Source organism: Bacillus cereus, from assembly GCF_002577405.1.
Taxonomy (GTDB): Bacteria; Bacillota; Bacilli; order Bacillales; family Bacillaceae_G; genus Bacillus_A; species Bacillus_A cereus_AU.
This window is the reverse complement of sequence record NZ_NULR01000002.1, coordinates 81,247-105,769: the sequence shown is the minus strand read 5'-3', so window position 1 is coordinate 105,769 and position 24,523 is coordinate 81,247. Positions and strand designations below refer to the sequence as shown.

Genomic DNA, 24,523 nt, shown 5'->3' with positions numbered 1-24,523 from the left:
GATTTGGGGGCTGACGAAATGAACGTACAGGAAAGTTTCGTTACGGCATTGGATGGAACGGAAATTTATTTACGTAAGTGGTTACCAGAAGAGGATCCAAAAGGAATTGTTCAAATTGCGCATGGTATGACAGAGCATGCAGGTGTGTATATAGAATTTGTAGATGCTTTATTAGAAGCGGGGTATGGTGTTTATGCGCATGATCATAAAGGTCATGGGAAAACAGTAAAAAAAGAAGAAGACTATGGTCATTTTGAACCAAATGTAGGGTGGAATCAGGTTGTATCTGATGTTATCTTTGTTTCGGAAATGATAAAAGAAGAGCAGCCATGTCCATTGTTTTTACTAGGACATAGTATGGGCTCTTTTTTATCAAGAAGAGCTGTACAACTTAGAGGTGAGCTATATGATGGATTTCTTATTTCGGGAACTGGTGGAAATCCAGGACTTTTAGGAAGTATTGGTCATAAAGTAGCAACAATTGAGATGAAACTACGCGGGGCGAAAACGAAAAGTCCGATGCTAAACTTTTTATCTTTCGGAAACTTTAACTCGAATTTTAAGCCAAACCGTACAAAATTCGATTGGTTATCTTCAGATAATAATCAAGTTGATAAATATATTGCGGATCCGTTATGTGGATTCATTTGTACGACGAGCTTTTATCGAGAATTATTTCATGGAGTATTAGAAGTAAATAAATTAGAAGAATACAAGAAGACACCCAAAAATCTTCCAATACATATATTCTCTGGAGATCGTGATCCTGTGGGGGATATGGGGAAAGGTGTAAAAGAAGTATATAAAAACTATAAAAAATGTGGTGTGCAAGATGTAACACTACGTTTATATGAAAATGGTAGACATGAAATGTTCCATGAAGTGAATAGAAAAGAAGTATTTAAAGATTTGATTTCGTGGTTAGATGGACATATTGTATAAGAAGAAACCTCACTTTTTTTAAAGTGAGGTTTTTTAAGGATACGGAGGAATGGATGTGAGCGCATTTGAAAATAAAGAATATGTAGAAATAGATTTTCAAGATGTTAAGAATGATTTCTAATCAAACTTTTTATACAGCAACAGATGGTCGTTCATAATAGTAGTATAATAGTGCATGAGGTGTTAATAGTATGGAAGATAAAACGTTAGGTTTATTACTAGATGTTGTTGGAGAATTATTTTCAGATGAAATTTCAATTGCTGTTTCGAATACGAAAGAATATATCTACTATCGGCCAAGTAAACGAATTGATTTAAAGATTAGCGTCGGGGATCCTATAAAGGAAGGAACGATTGCCCATAAAGCAATGGTGACGAACCAAAAATCCTCTGAGTTTATTAATCGGGATGTTTTTGGTATTCCTTATCATGGAATGGCCGTACCATTTTCAAACAATGGAAAGCTTGAAGGCTGCGTGACGGCAATTTATCCAGCTTTAACGGATGGAAAGTCAGTTGTTACTTTAAAAACAACAGACGGATGGATTCCGGTTCCTTTTTCAAAGGTCATGTATTTAGAGGCGAAAGATAAAAAGACGTATGTGAATTCAGAAGAGCTATCAGGAACACATAAATACTCTCTGCAAGAATTCGAATACTTGCTTCCTAAAGATTCATTTATTAGATGCCATCGTTCATTTATTGTAAATGTAAATCATATTAAAGCGATATATCCTGATACTCATTCTACTTTTTTACTTTCAATGGACAATGGTGAGAGGGTACCAGTTAGTCAATCATACGCCAGTTATTTTCGTAAGCTTTTAGGATTCTAGACTTTGCTGCTTTAGAACCTAGATTCGCTGTTCTGTCTGACTTTTCGGCATTGTATACTGAAATCCCTATTTTGATGGTGTTAATGTGTAAAATAATTATGAATATTCAATGGGAGAGGGATTACATATGGAGAATAATTTGGATAGAATTAGAGATCAACGCCTGAAAGATCGGATAGTTACACCTGAAGAAGCAGCTTCATGGATTCAAAGTGGAATGACTTTAGGCTTAAGTGGGTTTACACGTGCAGGTGATGTGAAAGCAGTCCCATTTGCGCTGGTAAACCGAGTTAAGAATGATAAATCTTTTAAAGTAAATGTTTATACTGGGGCTTCTTTAGGTTCGGATGTAGATAAATTATTTGCTGAGGCAGGAATTTTAGGAAAAAGATTGCCTTTCCAAGCTGATGCGACTATGCGAAAAGGAATTAATAATGGAGACTTTTTATTTGTAGATCAGCACTTATCTCATACAGCAGAGTTACTTCGTGCTGACGTTATGGATATAGATTACGCTATTTTGGAAGCGGTTGCGATTACTGAGGACGGAATGATTATTCCAACGACTTCAATTGGAAATTCCTTAGCATTTTCCTTAAATGCTAAGTCCATTATTATTGAAATGAATATGGCCCAATCCGCGCAACTAGAAGGGCTGCATGATTTATATGAACCAGGTAAACAAGGGGAAAGGCTTCCTATTCCGCTCGTGAAAACGGATGATCGAATTGGAACGATCGGTATTCCGGTTGATGTTGATAAAGTGAAGGGTATTGTGTTTACGAACCAACTGGATTCGCCATCGACAATTGTTCCTCCGGATGAAGAAACTGTTATTATGGCACAGCATTTAATAGAATTTCTTCGAAAAGAAGTAAAAGTAGGGCGATTAACAAATCGATTAGCACCGTTACAATCAGGAATTGGTTCAGTTGCCAATGCAGTCCTGCATGGAATGTTAGATTCGGAATTTGAAGATTTAGAAGTGTATTCTGAGGTTTTACAGGATGCAGTCTTTGATCTTATGGATGCCGGGAAAGTCAATTTTGCTTCTTGCTGCTCTATCACACTTTCTGAAGAAAAAATGCAACAAGTATTTTCTAACTTTGAAAAATATCGTGACAAATTAATGATGCGCCCGCAAGAGATTTCTAATCATCCGGAAATCATTCGCCGCCTTGGATTAATCTCGATTAATACGGCTTTAGAATTAGATATATACGGAAATGTTAACTCTACTCACGTTTTAGGTACAAAAATGATGAATGGTATTGGTGGTTCTGGTGATTTTGCAAGAAATGCACGCTTAGCTATCTTTGTTACTAAATCGATTGCGAAAGGCGGTAACATTTCAAGTATCGTTCCTTTCGTCTCTCATGTAGACCATACGGAACACGATGTTGATGTTATCGTTACTGAACAAGGGTATGCTGACTTAAGAGGATTGGCACCAAGAGAAAGAGTAGAACTTATTATTGAGAACTGCGCGCATCCAATGTATCGTGACCAGCTACGAGCTTATTACGAAGAAGCACAAACAAGAGGCGGACAAACCCCTCATGTTTTAGAAAAAGCTTTTTCTTGGCATACGAATTATGCTAAAAATGGAACAATGCGTGAAGCGGTAGTAGAAACTGTATAGGTGTGTATGATAAGAAGTAGTAAAATAAATGATTCTTAGTATAATATGCCATAAAGATTTAAAGAGAAAGAACGCCAATTTTTAGGAATGGCGTTTTTTTCTTTTAAAAAATTGTTACCTATAATATGGTGAAACGTTGTAGTTTTATAATAAAGATTAATAAAAGTGATCTCTTATCTACGAAAATAAGAGGTTTTTTAACTTGCTTTTCGAATCATTTTAATAGCTTATATATTGAAGATGAGGAGAAAGAATCATGAAGATAAGAAAAGCGTTATTAAGTGAAGCGAATGAATTAAGTGAACTCGCACTACATTCAAAGGCAACATGGAATTATAGTGAAGAATTCATACTTGCTTGTAAGGAAGATTTAACAATTACAGAAGAGTACATAAAGAATAACTTTGTATATGTTTTAGAAAATGATAATAGGAAGATTGGCTTTTTCTCATTTTTACGTAACGATAATACTCTTGATTTCCTTTACATTCATCCACGTTTTAAAGGGATAGGCTATGGGAAAATACTTTGGAAGTTTGTAATAGAGCAAGCAAATGAACTAAGAATAAAAAGTTTTACAATTGATAGTGATCCGAATGCGAAAGGATATTACTTGAAAATGGGAGCGAAGTTAATCGGAGAGACGCCATCAACAGTATTTAAGGATCGACTTTTACCTCTTTTACAATATGATGTGTAAAACTATTAATAGCGGGGGAAGCTGAGAATGGATAATGTGAAGAAAAAACAAATATATGAAGCATTAATAAGATCTTGGTCAATAGAAACGAGTTCTAAGTGGACGAATGAGAATCCAGCCAAGGGACAATGTGGTGTAACCGCACTAGTCGTTCAAGAGATATACGGTGGAAAGATTAAAAAGACAAAAGTAGGAGAGGTGTGGCACTTTTATAACATTATAGATGAGCAGAGGTGTGATTTTACAGAGACACAATTTAATGGGAAATTGGATTATGTGGATGTGGAATCAAATCGAGAAGAAGCATTTGCAGATACAAATGAAAAACAATATGACATTTTAAAGGAAAAGATAACGAAAGAATTAAAATTATCTTTTGACTCTTAATCTTTAATAAGTTACTATAATGGTGGTAACTTATTAAAGGGAACTTCATAGAGTTGAAAGGGGAAATACTTTTGAAAACAGCTTATGTAAGCGCTACTATTGTAACGATGAATGAACGAAGTGAAGTAATTGATAACGGATATATCATTGTAGAAGATGATCGAATTATAGAAATAAATAATGGAGAAATCCCTTCACATTATGAAGTGGATGAAGTCGTTGATATGAAAGGCAAGTGGCTTTTACCTGGGCTTGTAAATACACATACACACGTTGTGATGAGCCTTTTAAGAGGTATTGGCGATGATATGTTATTACAGCCATGGCTTGAGACGAGAATTTGGCCGCTTGAAAGTCAGTTTACTCCGGAGCTTGCGGTTGCTAGTACGGAATTAGGATTACTTGAAATGGTGAAAAGTGGTACAACATCATTCTCAGATATGTTTAATCCAATTGGAGTAGATCAAGATGCAATTATGGAAACGGTGTCAAAAAGCGGAATGCGAGCTGCTGTTTCAAGAACTTTATTTAGCTTTGGGACGAAAGAAGATGAAAAGAAAGCAATTGAAGAAGCTGAGAAATATGTGAAGCGTTATTATAACGAAAGTGGTATGTTAACTACGATGGTTGCGCCGCATAGTCCATATACATGCTCTACAGAAATGTTAGAAGAGTGTGCACGTATTGCAATAGAAAATCAAACTATGGTTCATATTCATCTTTCTGAAACAGATCGTGAAGTACGTGATATTGAGGCACAATACGGAAAACGTCCAGTAGAATATGCGGCAAGTTGCGGATTGTTTAAACGTCCAACAGTTATTGCACACGGTGTAGTATTAAATGAAAGTGAGCGTGCATTTTTAGCAGAACATGATGTTCGAGTAGCTCATAATCCGAATAGTAATTTAAAACTAGGTTCTGGTATAGCGAATGTAAAAGCAATGCTAGAAGCAGGGATTAAAGTAGGGATTGCAACAGATAGTGTTGCGTCTAACAATAATTTAGATATGTTTGAAGAACTGCGCGTTGCAACTTTATTACAAAAAGGTATTCATCAAGATGCAACAGCATTACCAGTTGAAACAGCCCTTTCACTTGCAACAAAAGGAGCAGCTGAAGTAATTGGCATGAAACAAACGGGATCACTTGAGGTTGGAAAGTGTGCTGATTTTATTACGATTGATCCGTCTAATAAACCACATTTACAACCAGCAGATGAAGTGTTATCACATCTTGTATATGCAGCTAGTGGAAAAGATGTAAGTGATGTAATTATTAACGGAAAACGTGTCGTTTGGAATGGTGAATGTAAAACATTAGATGAAGAGCGTATTATATTCGAAGCAAGTCGTTATAAACGAGGTTTACAAAGATAAGTATTTACATGTCAGTTGAAAAAGCTATCCCTTTTAAAAAAAAGGATAGCTTTTTTTGAACGAATAAATATTCAATATAATGTCGCATTTTTCTGTCAGTATTTCTGCTATAATATACGGCTTTTATAACAAAAGAGGGACAAATTGATGGATATGGCCTATTACAGGCGGCCTTTTTCGCGCTGTATGTAACATTATTTACTTGTTATTTTTTTCGGTTTTCAATTTTGTGTGCTCATTTAACCAAATATCTATTAGATTTCGTAATGTAATAGTTTCTATTTCAAGAGGGATTCCAATCTTTAGGGAAAAAGTAGTAAGGTTGACGTTAACGGCTCACCGCAATATAAAGTACACAATTCGAAAGGGAATACATACTACATTACGGCTAGTAATGCGTATGTGAAGTAATATGAACAAAAGACCACCTATTACGGGCGGTCAATTTTTACTAATTATTTTTTAATGCTTGTTTTATCATTTTAACCGTTTGTTCAAGCCATTCTAATGACAAATTTTAATTTTTAGTACGTATAAAAAAGTGCTAACAAGTTTGCAAGCGAACTTGCTAACACCTATACGAAATAGACATAAAATATCGCTAATATGTCCCTTGATAAAATATTAATAAATAACCACTTATAATGTATAATGATTTATTATAATCAAAGCAACAAAATATAACGTTTTATAATATTTTATTTCTAAGGAGAACAATTCATGAAACGAAAAACGAGCCATTTAATGGTAATGGCACTTGTTACATCTTTATTTTTAACAGCTTGTAATAATAAAACGATTAAAAGTGACACAGAGGCTAAAAAACAAGTGTTAAATGTAACAGTATCAGAAGAAATTCCTTCCCTTGACACTGCGGAAACGATGGATGGTACATCAGCACATGTTATGCAAAACATATTTGAAGGATTGTATGTGCTAGATGATCAAGATCATCCTATTCCAGCAGTAGCAAAATCGTTTAAAAGAAGTGAAGATGGTAAAAAATATACATTTGAGTTGCGCAAAGATGCAAAATGGTCAAATGGTGATAATGTAACAGCAAATGATTTTATGTTTGCGTGGAGACGAGCGGTAAGTCATGAAACAGCGTCTCAATATGCATACATGCTCTTTTATGTGAAAAATGCGAAGGAAATAAATAAAGGAACAATGCCGCTTGATGAACTTGGGGTTAAAGTTATAAATGATTATACGTTAGAAGTGGAACTAGAACAGCCAATTCCGTATTTTTTACAGTTGTTAGCGTTACCTATATACTTGCCACAACATGAAGCATTTTTGAAAGAACAAGGGGACAAGTACGGGCTTGAACCTAGTAATCTCATATATAATGGCCCATTCGTGTTAGAGACATGGAAGCATGAACAAGAATTTCAATTGAAGAAAAATGATACATATTGGGATCAAAAGAAAGTGAAATTAGACGAAATAAACTTTCATATCATAAAGGATACAATGACGGCTGTAAATTTATATGAAGCTGGCGATTTGGATCGAGTGCCTATTAATTCTCAATTTGTAGACAAGTATAAAGGGAATAAGGATTTACATATGTCGTGTGATCCTGGAATTGCTATGCTTCGTTTTAACGAAAAAAATAACGCTTTAGCAAATAAGAAAGTGCGTCAGGCTATCTCATTCGCGCTAAATAAAGAAGATTTCGTTGCTCACTTTATTAATAACGGGGCAAAACCTGCAAGTGGACTTGTACCAGTTGGTCATATAAATGAAGAGACGGGCAAAGATTTCAGGAAAGAAAATGGAAACCTTTCTTCATATGATTTACAAAGTGCGAAAAAGATTTGGGGAGAAGCGAAAAAAGAACTTGGAGTAGAGCAAGTAAACCTCGAATTTTTAACGTTTGAACAAGATAACGCAAAACGTATGGCAGAATATATAAAAGGTGATTTAGAAAAGAATTTGCAAGGATTAACGATACAAATTAAACAACAGCCGTTTAAGCAAAAATTACAATTAGAACAAACAGGCGATTACGATATATCTATGGTAAATTGGGGACCTGATTATAAAGACCCAATTAGTTATTTAGAGTTATTTACGACGAGTAATCCGAATAATAAAATGAGTTACTCCAACTCTCGTTACGATGAATTAATAAAGAAAGCGAAAAATGATTTTGTACTAGAGCCTGAAAAACGATGGGAAGCATTAAGAGAAGCTGAACAGGTTATATTAGAAGATGCAGCAGTTGCACCACTTTATCATCTTGGCTCAGCTTATGTGCAAAAGGATTATGTAAAAGGAATTGAAAAGCATCAATTTGGTGGTGTTTATACTTATAAAAATGCTTATATCGCTAATGAATAAATACAAAAAACCTTACTTTTTAAAAGTAAGGTTTTTTTTACAGAGGGCAGGGAAATCCTTTGGTGGTGTTCCCAGCATATAAAGAAGATAAATGCAAGATTGTAGTTACGCATTCATAAGAAATTGCAAAAAATCAGATTGAGCAGTTTATTTAAGTAAAAAGAAGTTAGTAGTAAACGAAATTAAATAGCTAAGAAAAAAGATACTTGAATGTGGTTGCTATTCTTTGTAGGGTTTTAATATCGGAAAAGAAGAATAGAAATATAGTATACATGGAATAAGGGAATGCAGTACAGATCAGCATACAAGCATTCTCTTGCTGTAACTATGTTTGTTTTTAATTATATAAAAAAAATATTAGATTATATATTTTGTCCTTGGTATACTTAAAAGGTAATTTTGGGTATTAAGATAAATTGATAGAGGGGTTTGTGTGGAATTATTTGAGTTTTATAAAAAAAGGGGAAGTCTAAGTGTTTGATTGGAATTGGGCTTTTTCTTTATGGATTAATTGGTATGTATAATATTTGGGGACCAGTAATTTTTATTATTATAGTTTCATTTGTTGTTTTTGGTATTGGATTTTGGCAACTAAGAAAAGGGGATTTATTAAAGGTCTTACAATTGAAGCTGAGCCATTTGTAAGTTCTCGTACTTATGATAGATTTGATGTGAAAGATAAAAATAAGAGGGAACAAACTTATGGACCTATGGTTGGTTTTACAGTAGCCCAAGCTGGAATAGAACAAGAGAATATTAGAGGATTTGGAGTAGGGGCTGAAGCTAAAGTAGCACTTGCTACTGCTGAATTAGGTGCTCATGTAGAAAATGGGAATTTACATATAGGAGCTGAAGCTAGTCTAGTAAAATATGAGAGTGCTGTAAAAATCCCTCTTCCATTTACTGATAAAAAATTACAAATTGGGGGATCAGCATCACTTGGGACAGTCGGGGGATCTTTAGAAGCTGGAAAAAGCGGAGTAAAATTCCATGTACCAGTTGGTCCTGGTATAGGTTTTTGGGGATTTGGTGGAGAATTTGCTATTAAAGAATAAAGAGGAAAATTAGTATGAATAAGAAAGTGAAAATTTTAAAATATTTTATGGTTATATTAGCTTGCATTGCAATTTTTGGGACAGTTTTACCTAATGCATTAGATCCAAATGAATCATTAGCAGGGAAAATTTCAATTGCAACTTTCGGTACAATTGGAGCTTGTTTACTATTCTCTATTACTTATTTTATTATAAAAAAAGCTATTTTAAGAGGTGGGAAATAAGATGGGACAAAATTTAGAGCTAGAATTACTTCCAATAGGTTCTGTTGTATTGTTTAAAGATTGGGAACATCCATTAATGGTTTATGGAAGAAGACAGATGGATTCTGAAACAAAAAAAACATGGGATTATGTATGTTGTTATTTCCCTCATGGTAATATTTCTTCGGAGTACAATTTCTTTTTGAATCATGAAGATATCTCTAGTGTGTTACATCTTGGTTTTATTAATGAAACAGAATTAGAGTTTCAAAAATTATTTAAAAAAGAAATTGAAGAAAAGTAATGATTCTTTTAAGCTGTTGGTGTTTTTGAAATAGTTAAAGAATGAATCTTAATTCATATACATAAAAAAGGAGAATTTCTATGAAATCATTACGTTTATTTATGATTCTCACTCTTGTTGTATTGTTAAGCGCATGCAATACAGCAACACAAGTCACAAAGGTTCAAAAAAATGGCGAAACGACTTTAAAAATTGGTTCCCTGCAAGGGTATTACGATGTGCAAACGCTTAAAGCTGAAAAAGGAAATGTGGAAATTCCTTATGAAGCAGCCGTTGAAGAAGGTACGATTTTATTACAAGTTACAAAAGATGATCAGGTTATTTATGAAGAAGAAGTCACTTCTCAAAAAGAAGGTTTGCTTTCTTTTGAAGCGCCAAAATCCGGATCTTATGATTTAATTGTACGCGTGAAGGGTGAAAAAGAGAAAGCAAAAGAAATTCAAATACATACTAAGCTATGAAAAAACGGCAAGTGGAGTGCACCCGCTTGCCGTTTCTATTTTCAGTTGATTCTGTCACAACATATGTTTATCAATTTAAGAAGTGATCCGCCGAAATTTCTGATGAAGTTAAAATAAGAGATGAACAAAAGAATGTGTTACAAACTTGGCATGTTAGTAACGAAATTGATAACTCTCTTTTACATGATAAAAAGGCTGGGTTTGATGCATTTGTATTTGAAAGAGATGTAGATGGTAAAAAACAAGTAGTAGCATATAGGGGGACATAAAGGTGATGATCTTTTTGGAGAAGGTGTCCCAGGCCTTACTACAGATATTGATTATATATGGGGGTAAATAAGTTGAAAAACATTGAAGTTCTAAATAAATACATTGAAGGGTTTTCTGATGCTCTCCCTATGTGGTTAAAGTATCTAATCGAGGCAGAGGAGATACATCAAAACTATGAGAATGTACAGGTACTTGGTGCATTAAAAACAGATGCGGTGTTGTACTATGTACACCGTACGTTGCAAGTGTTAGATGGATTATCTTTAGATGAAGAAGCGTATCGCATTATAGAAAAGGTACTAACGTATAGTGAGCTTGCAAAGGTAGGCTCTTTAAAACAGCGGGAGCAATGGAAGAAGAACGGGATTAATCTATTGGTACATAACGAGGGTTCTGCTGATATCTTTAGTGATATTCAGTTTATCGAACGTATAGAGACAAACTTAAACTCTACTGAGTATTTATTTGTTCGAGATTTAATTAGAACACATGGATTAATCGGGCAGTATATCCGCGGGGAGGCTCGTTTGGACTCTCATGTTGATTTAATTGACACATATAAAGAAGAATACGGAGAAGTTAGGTTAAAGGAGATTCTATACTATCTTAACCAATGTATTATTGAGGGTGTATCAAAATCCTTGTGGAGTGAAGTAAAGAACGATGTGAAGATTACAATTGATGGGCTATTTGATGGTTATGTGGAGCCATTTACTTCTCGTATACATAGACTCACGCCGAAACATAAGGAGTCAGCATTTGAAAAAGATATAATTATGGGGAGCGAGAAGAGTGACGTTCAAACATTCTTATCTGATAAGGATTTGTGGTATGTAGAACCGTCTATGCATGCTCTTAGCTTCGAGGATATTTGGACAGTTTTTGTTATGTTAAAGAACGAGATAGGCACTAGAAAGGTTCAGCATATCCATTTCGAGGAATTGATGCAGCAGTTGCACTATGATTTCAAAGGCGAGAAGAAGGACAACGTGTATCGTAAGCGGGTTATTGAGAAGTATCTACGGGAGTACCGTGAGAACGAGAAACCAAATACAACGCATGTTTCTTTTGAGGTTCAAGTCGATGAAGATATGAAGACTGCGTATGTGTCGTTTCAGTTCTCTGCTGTAGGTGAGGCGTTAATCACCTTCTGTGTAGAGGCAGAAAAGATAGATATGATGCATGCTCGGGCAAATGTACTGCTGTTTGATTTCTTCGGGTTACGTAAGGATGCATATGATAGATTTCATAACGAAGAAGTGTATCTAGAGCATATGAATAGCTCGGCTGATGATAAACGAATTATTCTTGATTATATAAAGGGAGATACGATTGTAGATGTCGGAGCCGGTGGTGGTGTCATGCTAGACATGATTGAAGAAGCGAACAAGGATAAACGAATCTACGGTATCGATATTTCCGAAAACGTGATTGATACGTTGAAAAAGAAGAAGCAAAACGAGGGGCGTTCTTGGGACGTCATTAAAGGGGATGCAATCAACTTAAGCAGCTCGTTTAAAAAAGAATCGGTTGATACGATTGTATATTCTTCTATCCTTCATGAGCTGTTCTCTTATATCGAGTATGAAGGTAAGAAATTCAATCATGAAGTAATAAAAAAAGGGCTGCAGAGTGCCTATGAGGTGTTAAAGCCAGGAGGTCGTATTATCATTCGTGATGGCATCATGACCGAAGATAAAAGGTTAATGCGGGTGATTCGTTTTAAAGATGTGGACGGAATGAAGTTCTTAGAGCAGTATGTCCATGAATTTAAGGGTCGTATAATCCAGTATGAGGTACTTGCAGACAATACAGTCAAAATGCTTGTTAACGATGCGATGGAGTTCTTATATACGTATACCTGGGGCGAGGATTCCTTCGTTCATGAGGTGCAGGAGCAGTTTGGAATCTTTACGCCAAACGACTATAAGAATTTCGTAAAGGGTATCTTTGGAGATAAAGTAAACATCGTTCAAGCTATGAACTATTTGCAGGATGGATATACAAACCATCTTAGCGAGAAAATCGAGTTTAAAGATGAGTCTGGGAATGCGGTTGCGCTACCGGATAGTACGTTCTTTATGGTTTTAGAAAAGGGGTTAAAATGACCGCTAAAGCGGTAGATGCTGCTAATGCAGCTAAGAAAGTCGAAAATGTCTCTGATATAAAGACTGCATATTCAGGTGGAAGAAGTTTTGTTGTACAATTCATGGAGGGTGAACAAAAAGTTGCAAAAATGTACGATGAAATTAGAGGGAATGCTTCTGATATCTCTGCAATTTCTAAAAACACTGGTTGGTCAGATAAAAGAATACAACGTATTAAAGAACATGTTTTTTTAAAGATCATCAATTACCAGATAATAGAGTAGGTAAGTTCGATCCTGATTTTGGGATAGCGCGAGCTTGGCAACGTTTAGAACAAGGCATTCATCATGAGAATGATATAAACTATTAAAACATGAATATTTCGAATCTCGTTTTGAAGGTATTTTTAAAGCTGATTATGCGACATACCATGCTAAAACTGTTGAATCAGGACGACCTTGGAATGCTCCTAATTCAGAGCCTTTCAACCCATTGGATGAACATTTTAAAATCCCTTTAGATAAAGCGTTTGATTAATTAAGGAGTGAATTGAAATGGGAAGATACCCAACGATTACAATAACAAAAGAATTAGATAACAGCGAATATGCGATTTATAGTTTTGGTCCCACTGTTGAGATTTGTGAGCAATACCCAGATATGTATGAAAGATGGCGTTTTAAGATTTTGAAAGATAAAATAACCGTTGAAGAAGGTTACGTTTTGCTTGATGATATTCCTAAGGAACATTTCCAATTATTCTACAAGTGTGTCTTTAAGATACATAATCAAGTTGAAGATAAAGGTGGAATGGATAATTTTAAAAACATTGATTTACCAGATCAAATTTCATTTATTATTTAAAATTTATAAGGATAGATTGTATTTTATTTTAAAATAAGCATTTTTATATCTCTATTATATGGGGTTTTGTCATACCGCCATCAAGCTAAAGAAACGAGATACCTCAAAAACGAAAAAGCCAACTTCTTATTCGAAAAGATAAGAAGTTGGCTTTTTCGGATACTACAGATAAGTGGTATTATGTAAATTGCTTTTAAATAAAAGTATAAAAAAGAGATGGTGTCCATCCATCTCTTTTTTCATATTCATTAGAAGAGAAAAATTCATATGGATATTTGTAAATGCTCATTGCATTATATGTGTTAATTTTACTAAAAGTGTTATTGAATGTTATGTATTCAAAATACAGTTTGATTATTCTTCATAGTTCTTATAAACCACGTTTTTACATTGTTTTGAATGTATACTTTTGATATTGATTTTGGAGAAAAATCATAAATTAGGATGAAGTCAATGTTTCAGTGGATTTGAAAGTATACTAATATTTAAAAGTTTACTTTCATTTTAGAAGAGGTTATTCCCTGGTTTCACCCCAGCTATGGCATTTACACTTAAAAACAAGGGGGGGAAGACCTGGGTGGGTAATTAATACAAAAAGACGAAAGTCCCTACAGTCTGTTTTTGGCCAAGGGGAATTCTTTTTTTATTTTAGGTAATTTTCAGCTTTGATGAATTTCTATCACTCTTTATTTTTTTATGACATTAGGAGAGGCTAGCCCCTCGCTCCACTTTACCCCAACCTTTACCTCATACCGAAAAACAAAGGGTATAGGTATACTTTCCTGTTTGATATTTGCTTTGTTTAAAATGTTGTTCGTATAGGAAGCGAATAAGCTTCCTATACGAATAACATTACATATTAATAATTTATAGTGTTTTAAAAATAAAGAGGTGGTTTTTAAATGTATAATGAGTCAATATATTTTCCTTATATAAATTATGATCGATGCTTCGATCGTTAATTCCCTGGTCCTCAGATTCCAGGTATACCTGGAATGCCAGTTTTTCCGGGTGTACCAAGTTTTTCAGGACAGCAAAGTTCACAAGCTTCAACATCTCCTCCCCCATCATTTATTCCTCAACAAGCAACTGGTTCACCATTTGCTGTTGATCCAGGAGCAATTTCATTATGTTTATTTCGAAATGCTTATATATGGCTTAGTAATGGTGAACAGTTTTGGTATTTCCTAATTTTTGTAGGACCAAGGTCTGTTGCTGGTTTTAGATGGAACGGTAGGTTTTGAGTTATTTTTGGAATTGATACAAGAAGGATTATTTCATTTACATGTTTTTAAAAATTATAGAGTAACGATAGAGGTTAAATTATATAAACAAAAGAGGTATTTGAATGAAAAAATTTCAATCATTTGATGGTACAATAACTATGATTAACGATTTTGTAACAGGATCAAACGAAGAAATAGGATGTAATAAATTAATGTCCGTAGATAATGGTTATGGGAATCTAATAAATTTTGTAGTGAAACCAAATACGTATTTTATCGATTATGCAACGGTAGTAGTAGGAGATAAAGTAACTGGGTTTTACGATGCTAACGCTCCTGCTCCTCTCATTTTCCCACCACAATTTCAAGCAATTGTTATGGCAAAATATACACCGCATCAAAATGTAAAAGTAGACTATTTTAATGAACAGTTGGAGAGTAGTGATGGGAAATTAAAATTAAATATTTCTCCTTCTACTCAAATTTTATTAACAAATGGTCAATTTTTTACAGCTAATCTTGTAAATCGAAATTTAATAGCTATTTATGGTCTTACAACAATGAGTATACCAGCTCAAACTACACCATATAAAATCATTGTTTTGTGTCAAAAGTGATTTCTATTCTAAAGGGTCTCTCGGTTTATCAAATTACAACCGATTGTACAATCAAACATTTAAACAATCTTATTGAACAGGATCATAGGCATGTAAAGAGACGGTTTGCCAAATTCGCAGGATTTCAAAATCTTCGTCATGCTTCACGTACGATAAAAGGTATCGAGAGCATTCACGCCCTATATAAACAAAGGCGAAGTCTTCAAAGAGACTCCGCCTTTTCAACGTACAATGAAATTCAACAATTACTAGCTAATTCTTAAACCTTGATCCGTATTTACCAACTAGTTTATGCTTTTTTCAAACTTTGTAACAGAACCTACCCTTTACTATTTCTATAGTCTTACTCAAATAAACGATATTCCGTAAAGTCTTGATGGTGATGGGCGGGACCCAAATTAAAATTTTTTAAACCTAATTGGACTTACCATTAAGAGAGCGAGGATTAATGTAATCCATGCATTGCTATATGAAAACAATCCCATGCCAGCCAATGGTAATCCAGCAGCTGGAATAGGTAATCCCTTAAAATATCCAATGGTTGGTTTAACACTAAATTTAGCTAATCTTAAAGCACCCATCGTTGGGAAAAGGATAAATGCCAAAGAAGTTAAAACAGATGGTGTTGCTATCGAATGAAATAAAAGCGCAGGAGCAACTCCGAAACTAACAATATCAGCTAAGGAATCTAATTCTACACCAAACTCACTGTTCACTTTTAATTTTCTCGCAATCCTTCCATCAAGAAAATCAAAAATAGCTGAAAAGAAAATGAAAATGGAGGCTACTTCCAAATAGTCATTCATATTCATAGTAATTGAAAAAACACCGCACAATAAATTTCCGATCGTAAATAAATTCGGTATAGCTTTTACCATATGATTGAACAAGGTTGTCCCCCCTAAGTTGATTAAACTGCACATTTATGTAGCATTTTCTATATATTCTTCCGTTATTCTTAAAAATATATGACCACTGTATGCTAAGTGAATTTCGACAAGAGAAAAGCCGATTTTCCTGTCCGTTAATAAGGATTCGAACAGCGCTATTTTTGCGGCTCATATGCATAAACTTGTTAAAAAAGAAGTTGTAAATGGTGTTATTATTACAGAATCAGATAAATATGGAACGCACATCTCACGTATTGACCTTACTTTTACAAAGCAAGATAGAAAGCTGGTTTTAAAAGATAAAACTGCTACCGCTATATCTGTAAAAAATGCTGATGGAACAAATGAAAACTAATTGTCGCTTCGATAGTACGAAGGAAATGGTCCTGTGGAACTAACTCTTCTATAGAAACGGATACAAGCTCATCACGATGATTTTTTTAAGCACTCATCATAAAAAATCTCTCTTTTTTCTCTTTTTTATCAGTGTTGACACATGAAAAGACTTTCTCCACAGCCTGAAAAAACCTTACTTTTGAGAGTAAGGTTTCTTTTTTACATATGAGTTCTTTTAAACCGATTTTAATAAAGAATAAAAATTCGTATCATATGGAATATCATCTTGATACATATAATTTTTTAGAACTCCTTCTTTTTCAAACCCTAGTTTTAATAGCACTTTATTTGATGCCTCATTTTCAAGGAAGACAATTGCACCGATACGCTTTAAATGAATAGTATGGAAGCCGTAAGATATAACTTCAGAAACTGCCTCAGTAGCATATCCATTTCCCCAGTGTTCAGGCAAAAAGGCATAACTAATATTTGCTCGTTTATGCTCAGAAGACCAATCGTGAAAACCAATTGTTCCAATGAGCCCTTTCTTGTCTTTTAATTCAATGCCCCATTTTATACCGTTTCTTGCATTGTAACTCAACTTGAAATTATTAATAATTTGCTTTACTTGATCTACATTCTGTAATGGTTTTTGGCCATAATAGCGCAGTACATCAGTATTAGAAAAGCATTGTAGTATACTTGATGCATCTTTTTCAGTAAGTTCTCGCAAAATGAGTCGGTCGGTTTTTAATATAGGAAACATGCCTTCACTCCATTTCTTCTGAAACTAGAATGTGTTGTTTATATTATAATTTAATCTGAAAATAAAGATTATTCAAGTCGTAAGGAAGTTATTGTCTTGAAATAGATTATAGAATTTATTTTGAACAGATGTTGGGATGTGGAGGAGCGGAAAGGTTTGTTAAAAAGAATTTATAGAGTTAATACAAATAATGAATTGAAAAAAGGGTATTCCAAATTGAAATTGGAATACCCTTTTCATTAACCTACAAATGTTTGGTACAGTAAGAAAATATTTAAAACAATAACGAGAGCAGCGATTAACCAAGCAATGAATGTTGTAATGCGGTGGTTAACGAGTGCGCCCATAATCTTCTTATTACTTGTAAACATAATAAGTGGTACTAATGCAAAGGCAATACCGAATGATAACACAACTTGGCTCATTACGAGAGCGTAAGTTGGATTCACGCCTAAAGCGATAATAACGAGAGGTGGAATCATTGTTATAAATCGTCGTAAATATAACGGGATATGCATGCGAATGAATCCTTGCATAATAATATCACCTGACATTGTACCGACAGAAGAGCTAGATAATCCCGCTGATAAGAGTCCGATTCCAAATAAAGCAGCGGATACAGGACCGACTAAGTTACTAAATTGGCTAAAAGCAACATCAAGATCTTCAACGTGCAAGCCGTTTTTAAAGAATAGTGCAGCAGCAACAATTAACATACTTGCATTAATTGCTCCAGCGATAACCATTGCAATAATAATATCAATGAATTCGAAACGGAAAATCTTTTTCTTTTGTTCATCATTTGTTCCGACTACGCGGCGCTGTGTTAAGGCCGAATGTAAATAGATTGCGTGCGGCATAACTGTCGCACCTAAAATTCCAGCTGCTAATAGTATGCTATCTACACCTTGGAATTTTGGGATGAAAAGTCCTGAAAGAAGAGGACTTAATTCTGGTTTTGCGTAAAAGACTTGTACACCAAAAGCGATTACGACGATAAAAATCATCCCTGTAATAATAGCTTCTAACGGACGAAAGCCTCTGCGCTGAAATTCGAGAATAATAAATGATCCAACCGCTGTAATTAAAGCAGCTGGTAACATCGGAATTCCGAATAATAAATACAATCCGAGTGCGGCGCCAATAAATTCAGCTAAATCGGTCGCCATAATAACGAGTTCGCCTTGTATCCATAAACCGATGGATACCGGTTTTGGGAAGTTTTCTCGAGCGATTTCAGGAAGGTTTCGTCCTGTAGCGATTCCTAATTTAGCGGATAAAGTTTGAATTAATACAGCCATTAAATTAGACACGAGTATTACCCAAAGTAATAAATAACCATATTGTGATCCAGCAGCAATATTCGTTGCGAAGTTCCCAGGATCAATATAAGCAACTGAAGCAATAAAAGCGGGACCTAAAAATGGTAATAGTCTTTTCAAACCTTTCGTTTGTCCGCTTAATGCTAAATGGGCGGATTGAACGGTTGTGCTTTGAGAAGGGACTTGTTCCTCTTTTGTTATATCTTTATTCATAGTAGTATTCCCCTTTGAAATCTTAACTTAATTGAGATTATTGTATTGATTTTTACGCGTTATTTCAATACATTTGGATATATTATGTGCCATTTTCATTTGAGCATAAAAGTTTCCTTAATGCAAATTGTATGACTGTGTGCAATGAATGGTGTGATGGTGCAAAAATATTTTGGGAGTTTATGGTCGCTGAATAAAGGAGAAGATAATAAATTAGAGGGTTGTTTTTGAAATTTATGTGAACATACAGCCTATATTACAGCATATTAATTGATGGAAATGAAATTGTATGATATATAATATATTGGGATTACAACCTAACCGTAGTGTTTTGTTCTGTAATCTTGTTTTTATTTCTGTTAACTTATAGAAAAAATTGTAAATAGAAGAAAATAGGCTAAGTACAATTTTGTATATATTTTCTTATTATATATGTTTTGATATGAACGTTAACTTATACATGATTTTAAAATTTAGATAGGTGGTAGAAATACATTGGCAACTACAAAACCATATAGAGTATTACTATATTACATGTACACAACAATTGAAAACCCAGAAGAATTTGCTGCAGAGCATTTAGAATTTTGTAATTCACTTGAGTTAAAAGGAAGAATTCTTGTAGCAAAAGAAGGAATTAACGGAACTTGTTCTGGAACTATTGAGCAAACAGAGAAATACATGGAAGCAATGAATAATGATCCACGTTTTGATGGTATCGTATTTAAAATAGATGAAGAAGAAGGGCATGCATTCAAGAAAATGCACGTACGTCCTCGTCCAGAATTAGTTACACTTCGTCTAGAAGATGACATTAACCCACACGAAATAACTGGGAAGTATTTAGAGCCAAAAGATTTTTATGAAGCAATGAAACAAGAAGATACAGTTATCATTGATGCACGAAATGATTATGAATTTGATTTAGGACACTTCAAAGGTGCGATTAAACCTGATATTGAATCATTCCGTGAATTACCAGATTGGATTAGAGAAAACAAAGAAAAACTTGAAGGCAAAAAGATTTTAACGTACTGTACAGGCGGAATTCGTTGTGAGAAGTTCTCTGGTTGGTTAGTTCGTGAAGGTTATGAAGATGTAAGTCAGCTTCATGGCGGAATTGTAACATACGGAAAAGACCCAGAAGTACAAGGCGAACTTTGGGATGGTCAATGTTACGTATTTGACGAGCGTATCTCTGTACCAGTAAACCAAAAAGAACATGTTATCGTTGGTAAAGACCACTTTACAGGTGAACCTTGTGAGCGCTATGTAAACTGTGCAAATCCAGAATGTAACAAGAAAATTTTATGTTCTGAAGAAAACGAAGCGAAACATTTACGTGCATGTTCTCATGAGTGTCGTGTAAGCCCACGTAACCGCTACGTAATACAACATGAATTAACGGAAGAGCAAGTAGCAGCTGCATTAGAGCAGATCGAAGCAGGAAAATAAGAATAATAGAAAACAGATGGTAGCACCGTGCTGCCATCTGTTTTTTGTTATTCAGTGTCCTTTTTCTCTTTCACAGCAGATAGTATGCTTCCATATTTTGATGTGAAACTTTAACCTTCCCGTAATATGTATTTTCATCTTCAAGATGATTGAGCCGGAAAGGATGAAAATCATTTTTTTGTAAGAAAGGGAACATATTTTGTTCATATCCAGTTTTAAACGAGAACGGGAATATAAATTGAAATATAGCTGTTGTTACATCTTTTTCTTTGATGGTTTGTATTGCCTCCATTTACATTGTTTCCTTTCCATATAAGCTATAGAAACAACATGCCCAAATTCAGTTGAAAATAACCACTGTTTTATACTCAATTAAGAATGAAAATTCAGCTTATTTAGTAGGGGACATGTATAATGTTATGTATACTAAAGTTAGTATAATTATGTTATGAAAAGGGGGATTAGTATGCGTATTTTAGTATTAGGAGCTGGAGGCGTGGGAGGCTTTTTTGGTGGCCGATTAGTAGAAAAAGGAGAGGATGTTACGTTTCTCGTCCGCAGTAGAAGAAAACAGCAATTAGAGGAAAAAGGACTTATTATTCGTAGTGTTAACGGGGATTTTTCATTTCAACCGAAATTGATAACGAAAGAAGATCGGACTGCTCCATTTGATGTGATTTTATTCTCAACAAAGGCGTATCATTTAAACGATGCGATTATAGATGTAAAGCCGTTTATAGGTGGAAATACCGTAATAATTCCATTGCTAAATGGTATCGCTCATTTATCATTATTACAAAAGGAATTCGGCGATGAAAAAGTAATTGGCGGTTTATGCTTTATCGAGACGACGTTAAATGATCAAGGTGAAATTGTACAGACTAGTGCTGCTAACAGACTTGTATTTGGAGAAATTAAGCCTCAAGATTCAGCGAGGATAGATCGTATTTCTAAAGCTTTTGCAGGTACGAAATCTAGTTTTGTTTTAAGTGAAAATATTTTGCAAGATATGTGGCATAAATATTTATTTATTACTGTAATGTCGGGTGTGACGACATTAATGCGTGCACCAATTGGTCCGATTCGTGAAAGTGAAGGTGGTCGTGATTTTATCCGAAACTTATTTGAAGAATCTGTACAAATCATGAGGGCATTAGGAGCTCCAGTAAAGGAAAATATTACTCAGGAACATATGAAAACGATTGATAAAATTTCGTATGATATGAAGTCATCGATGCAGCGGGATATGGAAAAAGGTTCATTCATTGAAGGGAAGCACCTGCAAGGATATTTACTGGATTTAGCAGAGCAATTTTCTATAGAAGCACCATTATTAGGCGCTGTATATCAAAATTTAAAGGTGTATGAAGAGATAAGCTTTAGTAAGGCTGTAATTGAATTAGATGTATGAAAAAACAAAAAAGATAGCAANNTTGCTATCTTTTTTGTTTTTGTATGGCAAATTATTTGTTTCTTTTAGTTCTATCTGTCAAATTTATTTCCTGTTCACGTTTACCGTATAACTGATTAATTTCATTTGCTACTGCATCTAAATATGAATCGGAAAAAATAGGCTTCTTTTCTTTAGACATATGGGTCTCCTTTGCGGATTTTTTAGTATTCATTATGTATATTTATCGGTGGATTATACACAATCATTTTAATTATTTTCTTTTTGAAAATTTTTGTTTACTTTTTGAAAATAAAGGAGTATTATAATCCACAGTTTCAATTTTCTAAATCGCTGAAACCGCATGGTACGGGGGACCCGTTTTTATGGATTAATACATAATCCAATGGGGTGAATCCTTGAAAAAGGTAGGGCTACTCATAGGCCCGAATCCGACAGCTAACCTCGTAAGCGTTATATTGAGAAGGAAGGTGGAGCTTGTGCGACAAAAAAAATAATGTCTACAAGTCTATTTCGTTATGGCTTGTAGACATTTTTTGTTTTCTGAAGAAATAGTTTATGATCTGTAACTAGCAGAAAATTTCGTACAAAATTATTGGAGAGTGGACAGCAGTGGTTTCATCTATCAAAAAGTTTTTAATTGGAAGGCCGTTAAAATCAACAGAGCTTGGAGAACAAAAGCTTAATAAAACGAAGGCGCTAGCAATTTTGTCTTCTGACGCATTGTCATCGGTTGCATACGGCCCAGAGCAAATATTAATCGCGCTAGCGGGTCTTGGCGCAGTAGCTTATTGGTACTCCATCCCGATTGCTATAGGGGTATTAGTATTACTAACAGCTCTTATTTTATCTTATCGACAAATTATTTTTGCTTATCCTCATGGCGGAGGCGCGTATGTTGTATCAAAAGAGAATTTAGGGATGAATCCAGGCTTAATAGCAGGAGGGTCTTTATTAGTCGATTATATTTTAACGGTCGCAGTAAGTGTATCTGCAGGTACAGATGCGCTCACATCTGCCTTTCCTAGCCTACATGCACATAATGTAATTATTGCAATTATATTTGTAATACTAATTACCATTTTAAATTTAAGAGGGGTAACTGAATCAGCTTCCATTTTGGCATATCCTGTTTATTTATTTGTTTTAGCATTATTTATATTAATTGGTGTAGGGGTATACAATATTTTAACTGGTCACGTTTCACCTACGCTACATTCACCGATTGGAACACCGGTTGCGGGAATTAGTTTGTTTTTACTGTTAAGAGCATTTGCATCAGGTAGTTCAGCTTTAACAGGGGTTGAAGCAATTTCAAACGCAATTCCAAACTTTAAAGATCCTGCACCAAACAATGCAGCAAAAACATTGCTTGCAATGGGAGCATTACTTGCTGTTTTATTTTCAGGAATTGTATTTTTAGCTTATTATTACGGAGTGACACCGAGCAAGGAAGTAACGGTTGTTTCTCAAATTGCTGAACAAACATTTGGACGTAATTTCATGTACTATTTCATACAAGGTACAACAGCTTTAATATTAATTCTTGCTGCTAATACAGGGTACTCTGCATTTCCTTTATTAGCGGTTAACCTTGCAAAAGATAAATTCATACCGAGAATGTTTACGATTAGAGGAGACCGCTTAGGTTACTCAAACGGTATTATTATACTTGGAATCGCTTCGATTATTTTAATTGTAGCTTTCCAAGGACAAACAGAACATTTAATTCCGTTATATGCAGTCGGTGTATTTATTCCATTTACACTTTCTCAAACTGGAATGGTATTAAAGTGGCTTCGTGAAAAGCCTGAAGGATGGGCTTTGAGATTAACGGTTAATTTAATTGGGGCAGTCATTAGTTTTATCGTAATGATCATGTTCTTTTTAACTAAATTCGCACAAGTGTGGTCGATTCTTATTTTCTTACCTGTTATCATCTTCTTATTCCATCGAATTAAGAAGCATTATGATGCAGTGGGCGATCAATTAAGTTTAAAAACTTGTGAACGGATTGTTCCGATTGAGGGAAATGTAATTGTCGTTCCTGTAGCAGGTATGACTCATGTAGTAGAAAATTCATTGAACTATGCGAAGGCTCTTTCTGCAGATCAAGTTATCGCTGTATATGTTGCTTTTGACAGAGAAGAGGAAAAGAAATTTGAAGAGAAATGGAAGAAGTGGCAACCTGAAGTAAGGCTTGTTACATTGCATTCTCATTATAGAAGTATTATTCAGCCGCTGACTAAGTTTATTGATACAGTGCAATATAAAGCGAGTGAATCAAATTACCGAGTTACGGTCGTTATACCACAGTTTATTCCGAAAAAAGGTTGGCATAACATTCTTCATAACCAGTCTAGTTTACTCATTCGTGCGTATTTACTCTATAAGCGAAATGTTGTTATTACGACAGTTCCATATCATTTGAAAAAGTAAGGGTATTTTTTAAGGATAGTTTCACGAAAGTGAAGCTATCCTTTTTGTGTATATGCTATGCATAATTGCATACACACTTAAAAATTATATTAACATAATTTTATTTATTGTAAGCAAGTAGAGTTTTCTGTTGTGATATACGGATATTTCAATTGAGAAAATGAATCGAATTTTATTTTGGAATAAGGACATGAGAGCTTGAAAATAAAGGGAATGAAAATACTTCTTTACGGTATATAAATAGCTGTGTTTAAATGACCTTACAGTACAAAACTTACATGAAAACAAAACAAAATTTCATACTTTCGTACGTTAATTAGTTTAAAATGAATAATATTTTCAGGTGATATATTCACTGTGCGAATGCTGG

General features: G+C 34.5%; 23 protein-coding genes, 6 pseudogenes and 1 riboswitch. Of the genes and pseudogenes, 24 read left to right on the top strand and 5 right to left on the bottom strand.

What is annotated here, in order from left to right:
- The first annotated feature begins 18 nt into the window (after positions 1-18).
- From COC96_RS03675 to COC96_RS03575, 20 genes and pseudogenes are all read left to right on the top strand, one after another.
- Complete coding sequence (locus tag COC96_RS03675; RefSeq protein ID WP_098768327.1) at positions 19-942, top strand: alpha/beta hydrolase; 924 nt, start codon at positions 19-21, stop codon at positions 940-942.
- Positions 943-1,133: 191 nt separating this feature from the next.
- Positions 1,134-1,778: a LytTR family DNA-binding domain-containing protein gene (locus tag COC96_RS03670; RefSeq protein ID WP_098267439.1), complete on the top strand. Its 645-nt coding sequence runs from the start codon at positions 1,134-1,136 to the stop codon at positions 1,776-1,778.
- Between the two features lie 127 nt (positions 1,779-1,905).
- Positions 1,906-3,420, top strand: a complete 1,515-nt coding sequence (locus COC96_RS03665; protein ID WP_098267440.1) for an acetyl-CoA hydrolase/transferase family protein — start codon at positions 1,906-1,908, stop codon at positions 3,418-3,420.
- A gap of 256 nt (positions 3,421-3,676) precedes the next feature.
- The gene (locus tag COC96_RS03660) at positions 3,677-4,120 is read left to right on the top strand and encodes a GNAT family N-acetyltransferase (protein ID WP_098267441.1); all 444 of its coding nucleotides are present in this window, start codon (positions 3,677-3,679) and stop codon (positions 4,118-4,120) included.
- A gap of 27 nt (positions 4,121-4,147) precedes the next feature.
- Positions 4,148-4,507: a YunG family protein gene (locus COC96_RS03655; protein WP_098768326.1), complete on the top strand. Its 360-nt coding sequence runs from the start codon at positions 4,148-4,150 to the stop codon at positions 4,505-4,507.
- A 53-nt stretch (positions 4,508-4,560) separates the two neighbouring features.
- Positions 4,561-5,886 (top strand): bifunctional S-methyl-5'-thioadenosine deaminase/S-adenosylhomocysteine deaminase, encoded by a 1,326-nt coding sequence (locus tag COC96_RS03650; RefSeq protein ID WP_180234948.1) that lies wholly within the window; start codon positions 4,561-4,563, stop codon positions 5,884-5,886.
- Positions 5,887-6,201: 315 nt separating this feature from the next.
- Positions 6,202-6,297, top strand: a pseudogene (locus tag COC96_RS27890) (N-acetylmuramoyl-L-alanine amidase); the annotation flags it as partial.
- Positions 6,298-6,606: 309 nt separating this feature from the next.
- A complete protein-coding gene (locus COC96_RS03640; protein ID WP_098768324.1) occupies positions 6,607-8,235 on the top strand; it encodes a peptide ABC transporter substrate-binding protein in 1,629 nt (542 codons plus the stop codon).
- Between the two features lie 433 nt (positions 8,236-8,668).
- Positions 8,669-8,850, top strand: a pseudogene (locus tag COC96_RS03635) (ABC transporter ATP-binding protein); the annotation flags it as partial.
- Entirely contained in the window at positions 8,820-9,290 is a 471-nt protein-coding gene (locus tag COC96_RS03630; RefSeq protein WP_257201459.1) for a hypothetical protein, read from the top strand. The pseudogene COC96_RS03635 and the gene COC96_RS03630, both read left to right, overlap by 31 nt.
- A 14-nt stretch (positions 9,291-9,304) precedes the next feature.
- The gene (locus COC96_RS03625; RefSeq protein ID WP_098267447.1) at positions 9,305-9,514 is read left to right on the top strand and encodes a hypothetical protein; all 210 of its coding nucleotides are present in this window, start codon (positions 9,305-9,307) and stop codon (positions 9,512-9,514) included.
- 1 nt (position 9,515) lies between these two features.
- Complete coding sequence (locus tag COC96_RS03620; RefSeq protein WP_098267448.1) at positions 9,516-9,797, top strand: DUF4176 domain-containing protein; 282 nt, start codon at positions 9,516-9,518, stop codon at positions 9,795-9,797.
- 80 nt (positions 9,798-9,877) lie between these two features.
- Positions 9,878-10,258 (top strand): BA_1872 family lipoprotein, encoded by a 381-nt coding sequence (locus COC96_RS03615; RefSeq protein WP_098267449.1) that lies wholly within the window; start codon positions 9,878-9,880, stop codon positions 10,256-10,258.
- 134 nt (positions 10,259-10,392) lie between these two features.
- Positions 10,393-10,527: a hypothetical protein gene (locus tag COC96_RS27885; RefSeq protein WP_098768322.1), complete on the top strand. Its 135-nt coding sequence runs from the start codon at positions 10,393-10,395 to the stop codon at positions 10,525-10,527.
- A 57-nt stretch (positions 10,528-10,584) separates the two neighbouring features.
- On the top strand, positions 10,585-12,636 hold the full coding sequence (locus tag COC96_RS03605) for a class I SAM-dependent methyltransferase (RefSeq protein WP_098768321.1): 2,052 nt from the start codon (positions 10,585-10,587) through the stop codon (positions 12,634-12,636).
- On the top strand, positions 12,633-12,899 hold the full coding sequence (locus COC96_RS03600) for a hypothetical protein (protein WP_098768320.1): 267 nt from the start codon (positions 12,633-12,635) through the stop codon (positions 12,897-12,899). The genes COC96_RS03605 and COC96_RS03600 overlap by 4 nt, the downstream gene beginning before the upstream one ends.
- 270 nt (positions 12,900-13,169) lie before the next feature.
- Positions 13,170-13,478 carry a hypothetical protein gene (locus tag COC96_RS03590; RefSeq protein WP_016136625.1) on the top strand — a complete coding sequence of 103 codons (309 nt, stop codon included), beginning with the start codon at positions 13,170-13,172 and terminating at the stop codon, positions 13,476-13,478.
- A gap of 902 nt (positions 13,479-14,380) precedes the next feature.
- Positions 14,381-14,722, top strand: a pseudogene (locus COC96_RS03585) (collagen-like protein).
- Between the two features lie 104 nt (positions 14,723-14,826).
- Positions 14,827-15,321 (top strand): hypothetical protein, encoded by a 495-nt coding sequence (locus tag COC96_RS03580; RefSeq protein ID WP_097902120.1) that lies wholly within the window; start codon positions 14,827-14,829, stop codon positions 15,319-15,321.
- 26 nt (positions 15,322-15,347) lie between these two features.
- A pseudogene (locus COC96_RS03575) lies at positions 15,348-15,584 on the top strand (DDE-type integrase/transposase/recombinase); the annotation flags it as partial.
- 135 nt (positions 15,585-15,719) lie between these two features.
- On the opposite strand, the gene pssA reads toward COC96_RS03575, so the two are convergent.
- Positions 15,720-16,211, bottom strand: a complete 492-nt coding sequence (pssA, locus tag COC96_RS03570; RefSeq protein WP_098768319.1) for a CDP-diacylglycerol--serine O-phosphatidyltransferase — start codon at positions 16,209-16,211, stop codon at positions 15,720-15,722.
- Between the two features lie 151 nt (positions 16,212-16,362).
- On the opposite strand from pssA, the pseudogene COC96_RS03565 reads away from it, so the two are divergent.
- Positions 16,363-16,554: pseudogene (locus COC96_RS03565) on the top strand (hypothetical protein); the annotation flags it as partial.
- A gap of 228 nt (positions 16,555-16,782) precedes the next feature.
- Here COC96_RS03565 and COC96_RS03560 read toward each other — a convergent pair.
- Together COC96_RS03560 and COC96_RS03555 are read right to left on the bottom strand one after the other, a co-directional pair.
- A complete protein-coding gene (locus tag COC96_RS03560; RefSeq protein WP_098768318.1) occupies positions 16,783-17,313 on the bottom strand; it encodes a GNAT family N-acetyltransferase in 531 nt (176 codons plus the stop codon).
- A gap of 239 nt (positions 17,314-17,552) precedes the next feature.
- Positions 17,553-18,848: an Nramp family divalent metal transporter gene (locus COC96_RS03555; protein ID WP_098768317.1), complete on the bottom strand. Its 1,296-nt coding sequence runs from the start codon at positions 18,846-18,848 to the stop codon at positions 17,553-17,555.
- A 495-nt stretch (positions 18,849-19,343) separates the two neighbouring features.
- On the opposite strand from COC96_RS03555, the gene trhO reads away from it, so the two are divergent.
- Positions 19,344-20,303 carry an oxygen-dependent tRNA uridine(34) hydroxylase TrhO gene (gene trhO, locus COC96_RS03550; protein ID WP_098768316.1) on the top strand — a complete coding sequence of 320 codons (960 nt, stop codon included), beginning with the start codon at positions 19,344-19,346 and terminating at the stop codon, positions 20,301-20,303.
- Positions 20,304-20,379: 76 nt separating this feature from the next.
- On the opposite strand, the pseudogene COC96_RS03545 reads toward trhO, so the two are convergent.
- A pseudogene (locus tag COC96_RS03545) lies at positions 20,380-20,595 on the bottom strand (hypothetical protein); the annotation flags it as partial.
- Positions 20,596-20,769: 174 nt separating this feature from the next.
- On the opposite strand from COC96_RS03545, the gene panE reads away from it, so the two are divergent.
- Complete coding sequence (gene panE / locus COC96_RS03540) at positions 20,770-21,714, top strand: 2-dehydropantoate 2-reductase (protein ID WP_098768315.1); 945 nt, start codon at positions 20,770-20,772, stop codon at positions 21,712-21,714.
- A 52-nt stretch (positions 21,715-21,766) separates the two neighbouring features.
- Here panE and COC96_RS27880 read toward each other — a convergent pair whose 3' ends face one another.
- Positions 21,767-21,895: a hypothetical protein gene (locus COC96_RS27880; protein WP_000031873.1), complete on the bottom strand. Its 129-nt coding sequence runs from the start codon at positions 21,893-21,895 to the stop codon at positions 21,767-21,769.
- A 140-nt stretch (positions 21,896-22,035) separates the two neighbouring features.
- Positions 22,036-22,182, top strand: a riboswitch (cyclic di-AMP (ydaO/yuaA leader).
- 144 nt (positions 22,183-22,326) lie between these two features.
- On the opposite strand from COC96_RS27880, the gene COC96_RS03535 reads away from it, so the two are divergent.
- Positions 22,327-24,153 carry an APC family permease gene (locus tag COC96_RS03535; RefSeq protein WP_098267774.1) on the top strand — a complete coding sequence of 609 codons (1,827 nt, stop codon included), beginning with the start codon at positions 22,327-22,329 and terminating at the stop codon, positions 24,151-24,153.
- Positions 24,154-24,523: the final 370 nt, after the last annotated feature.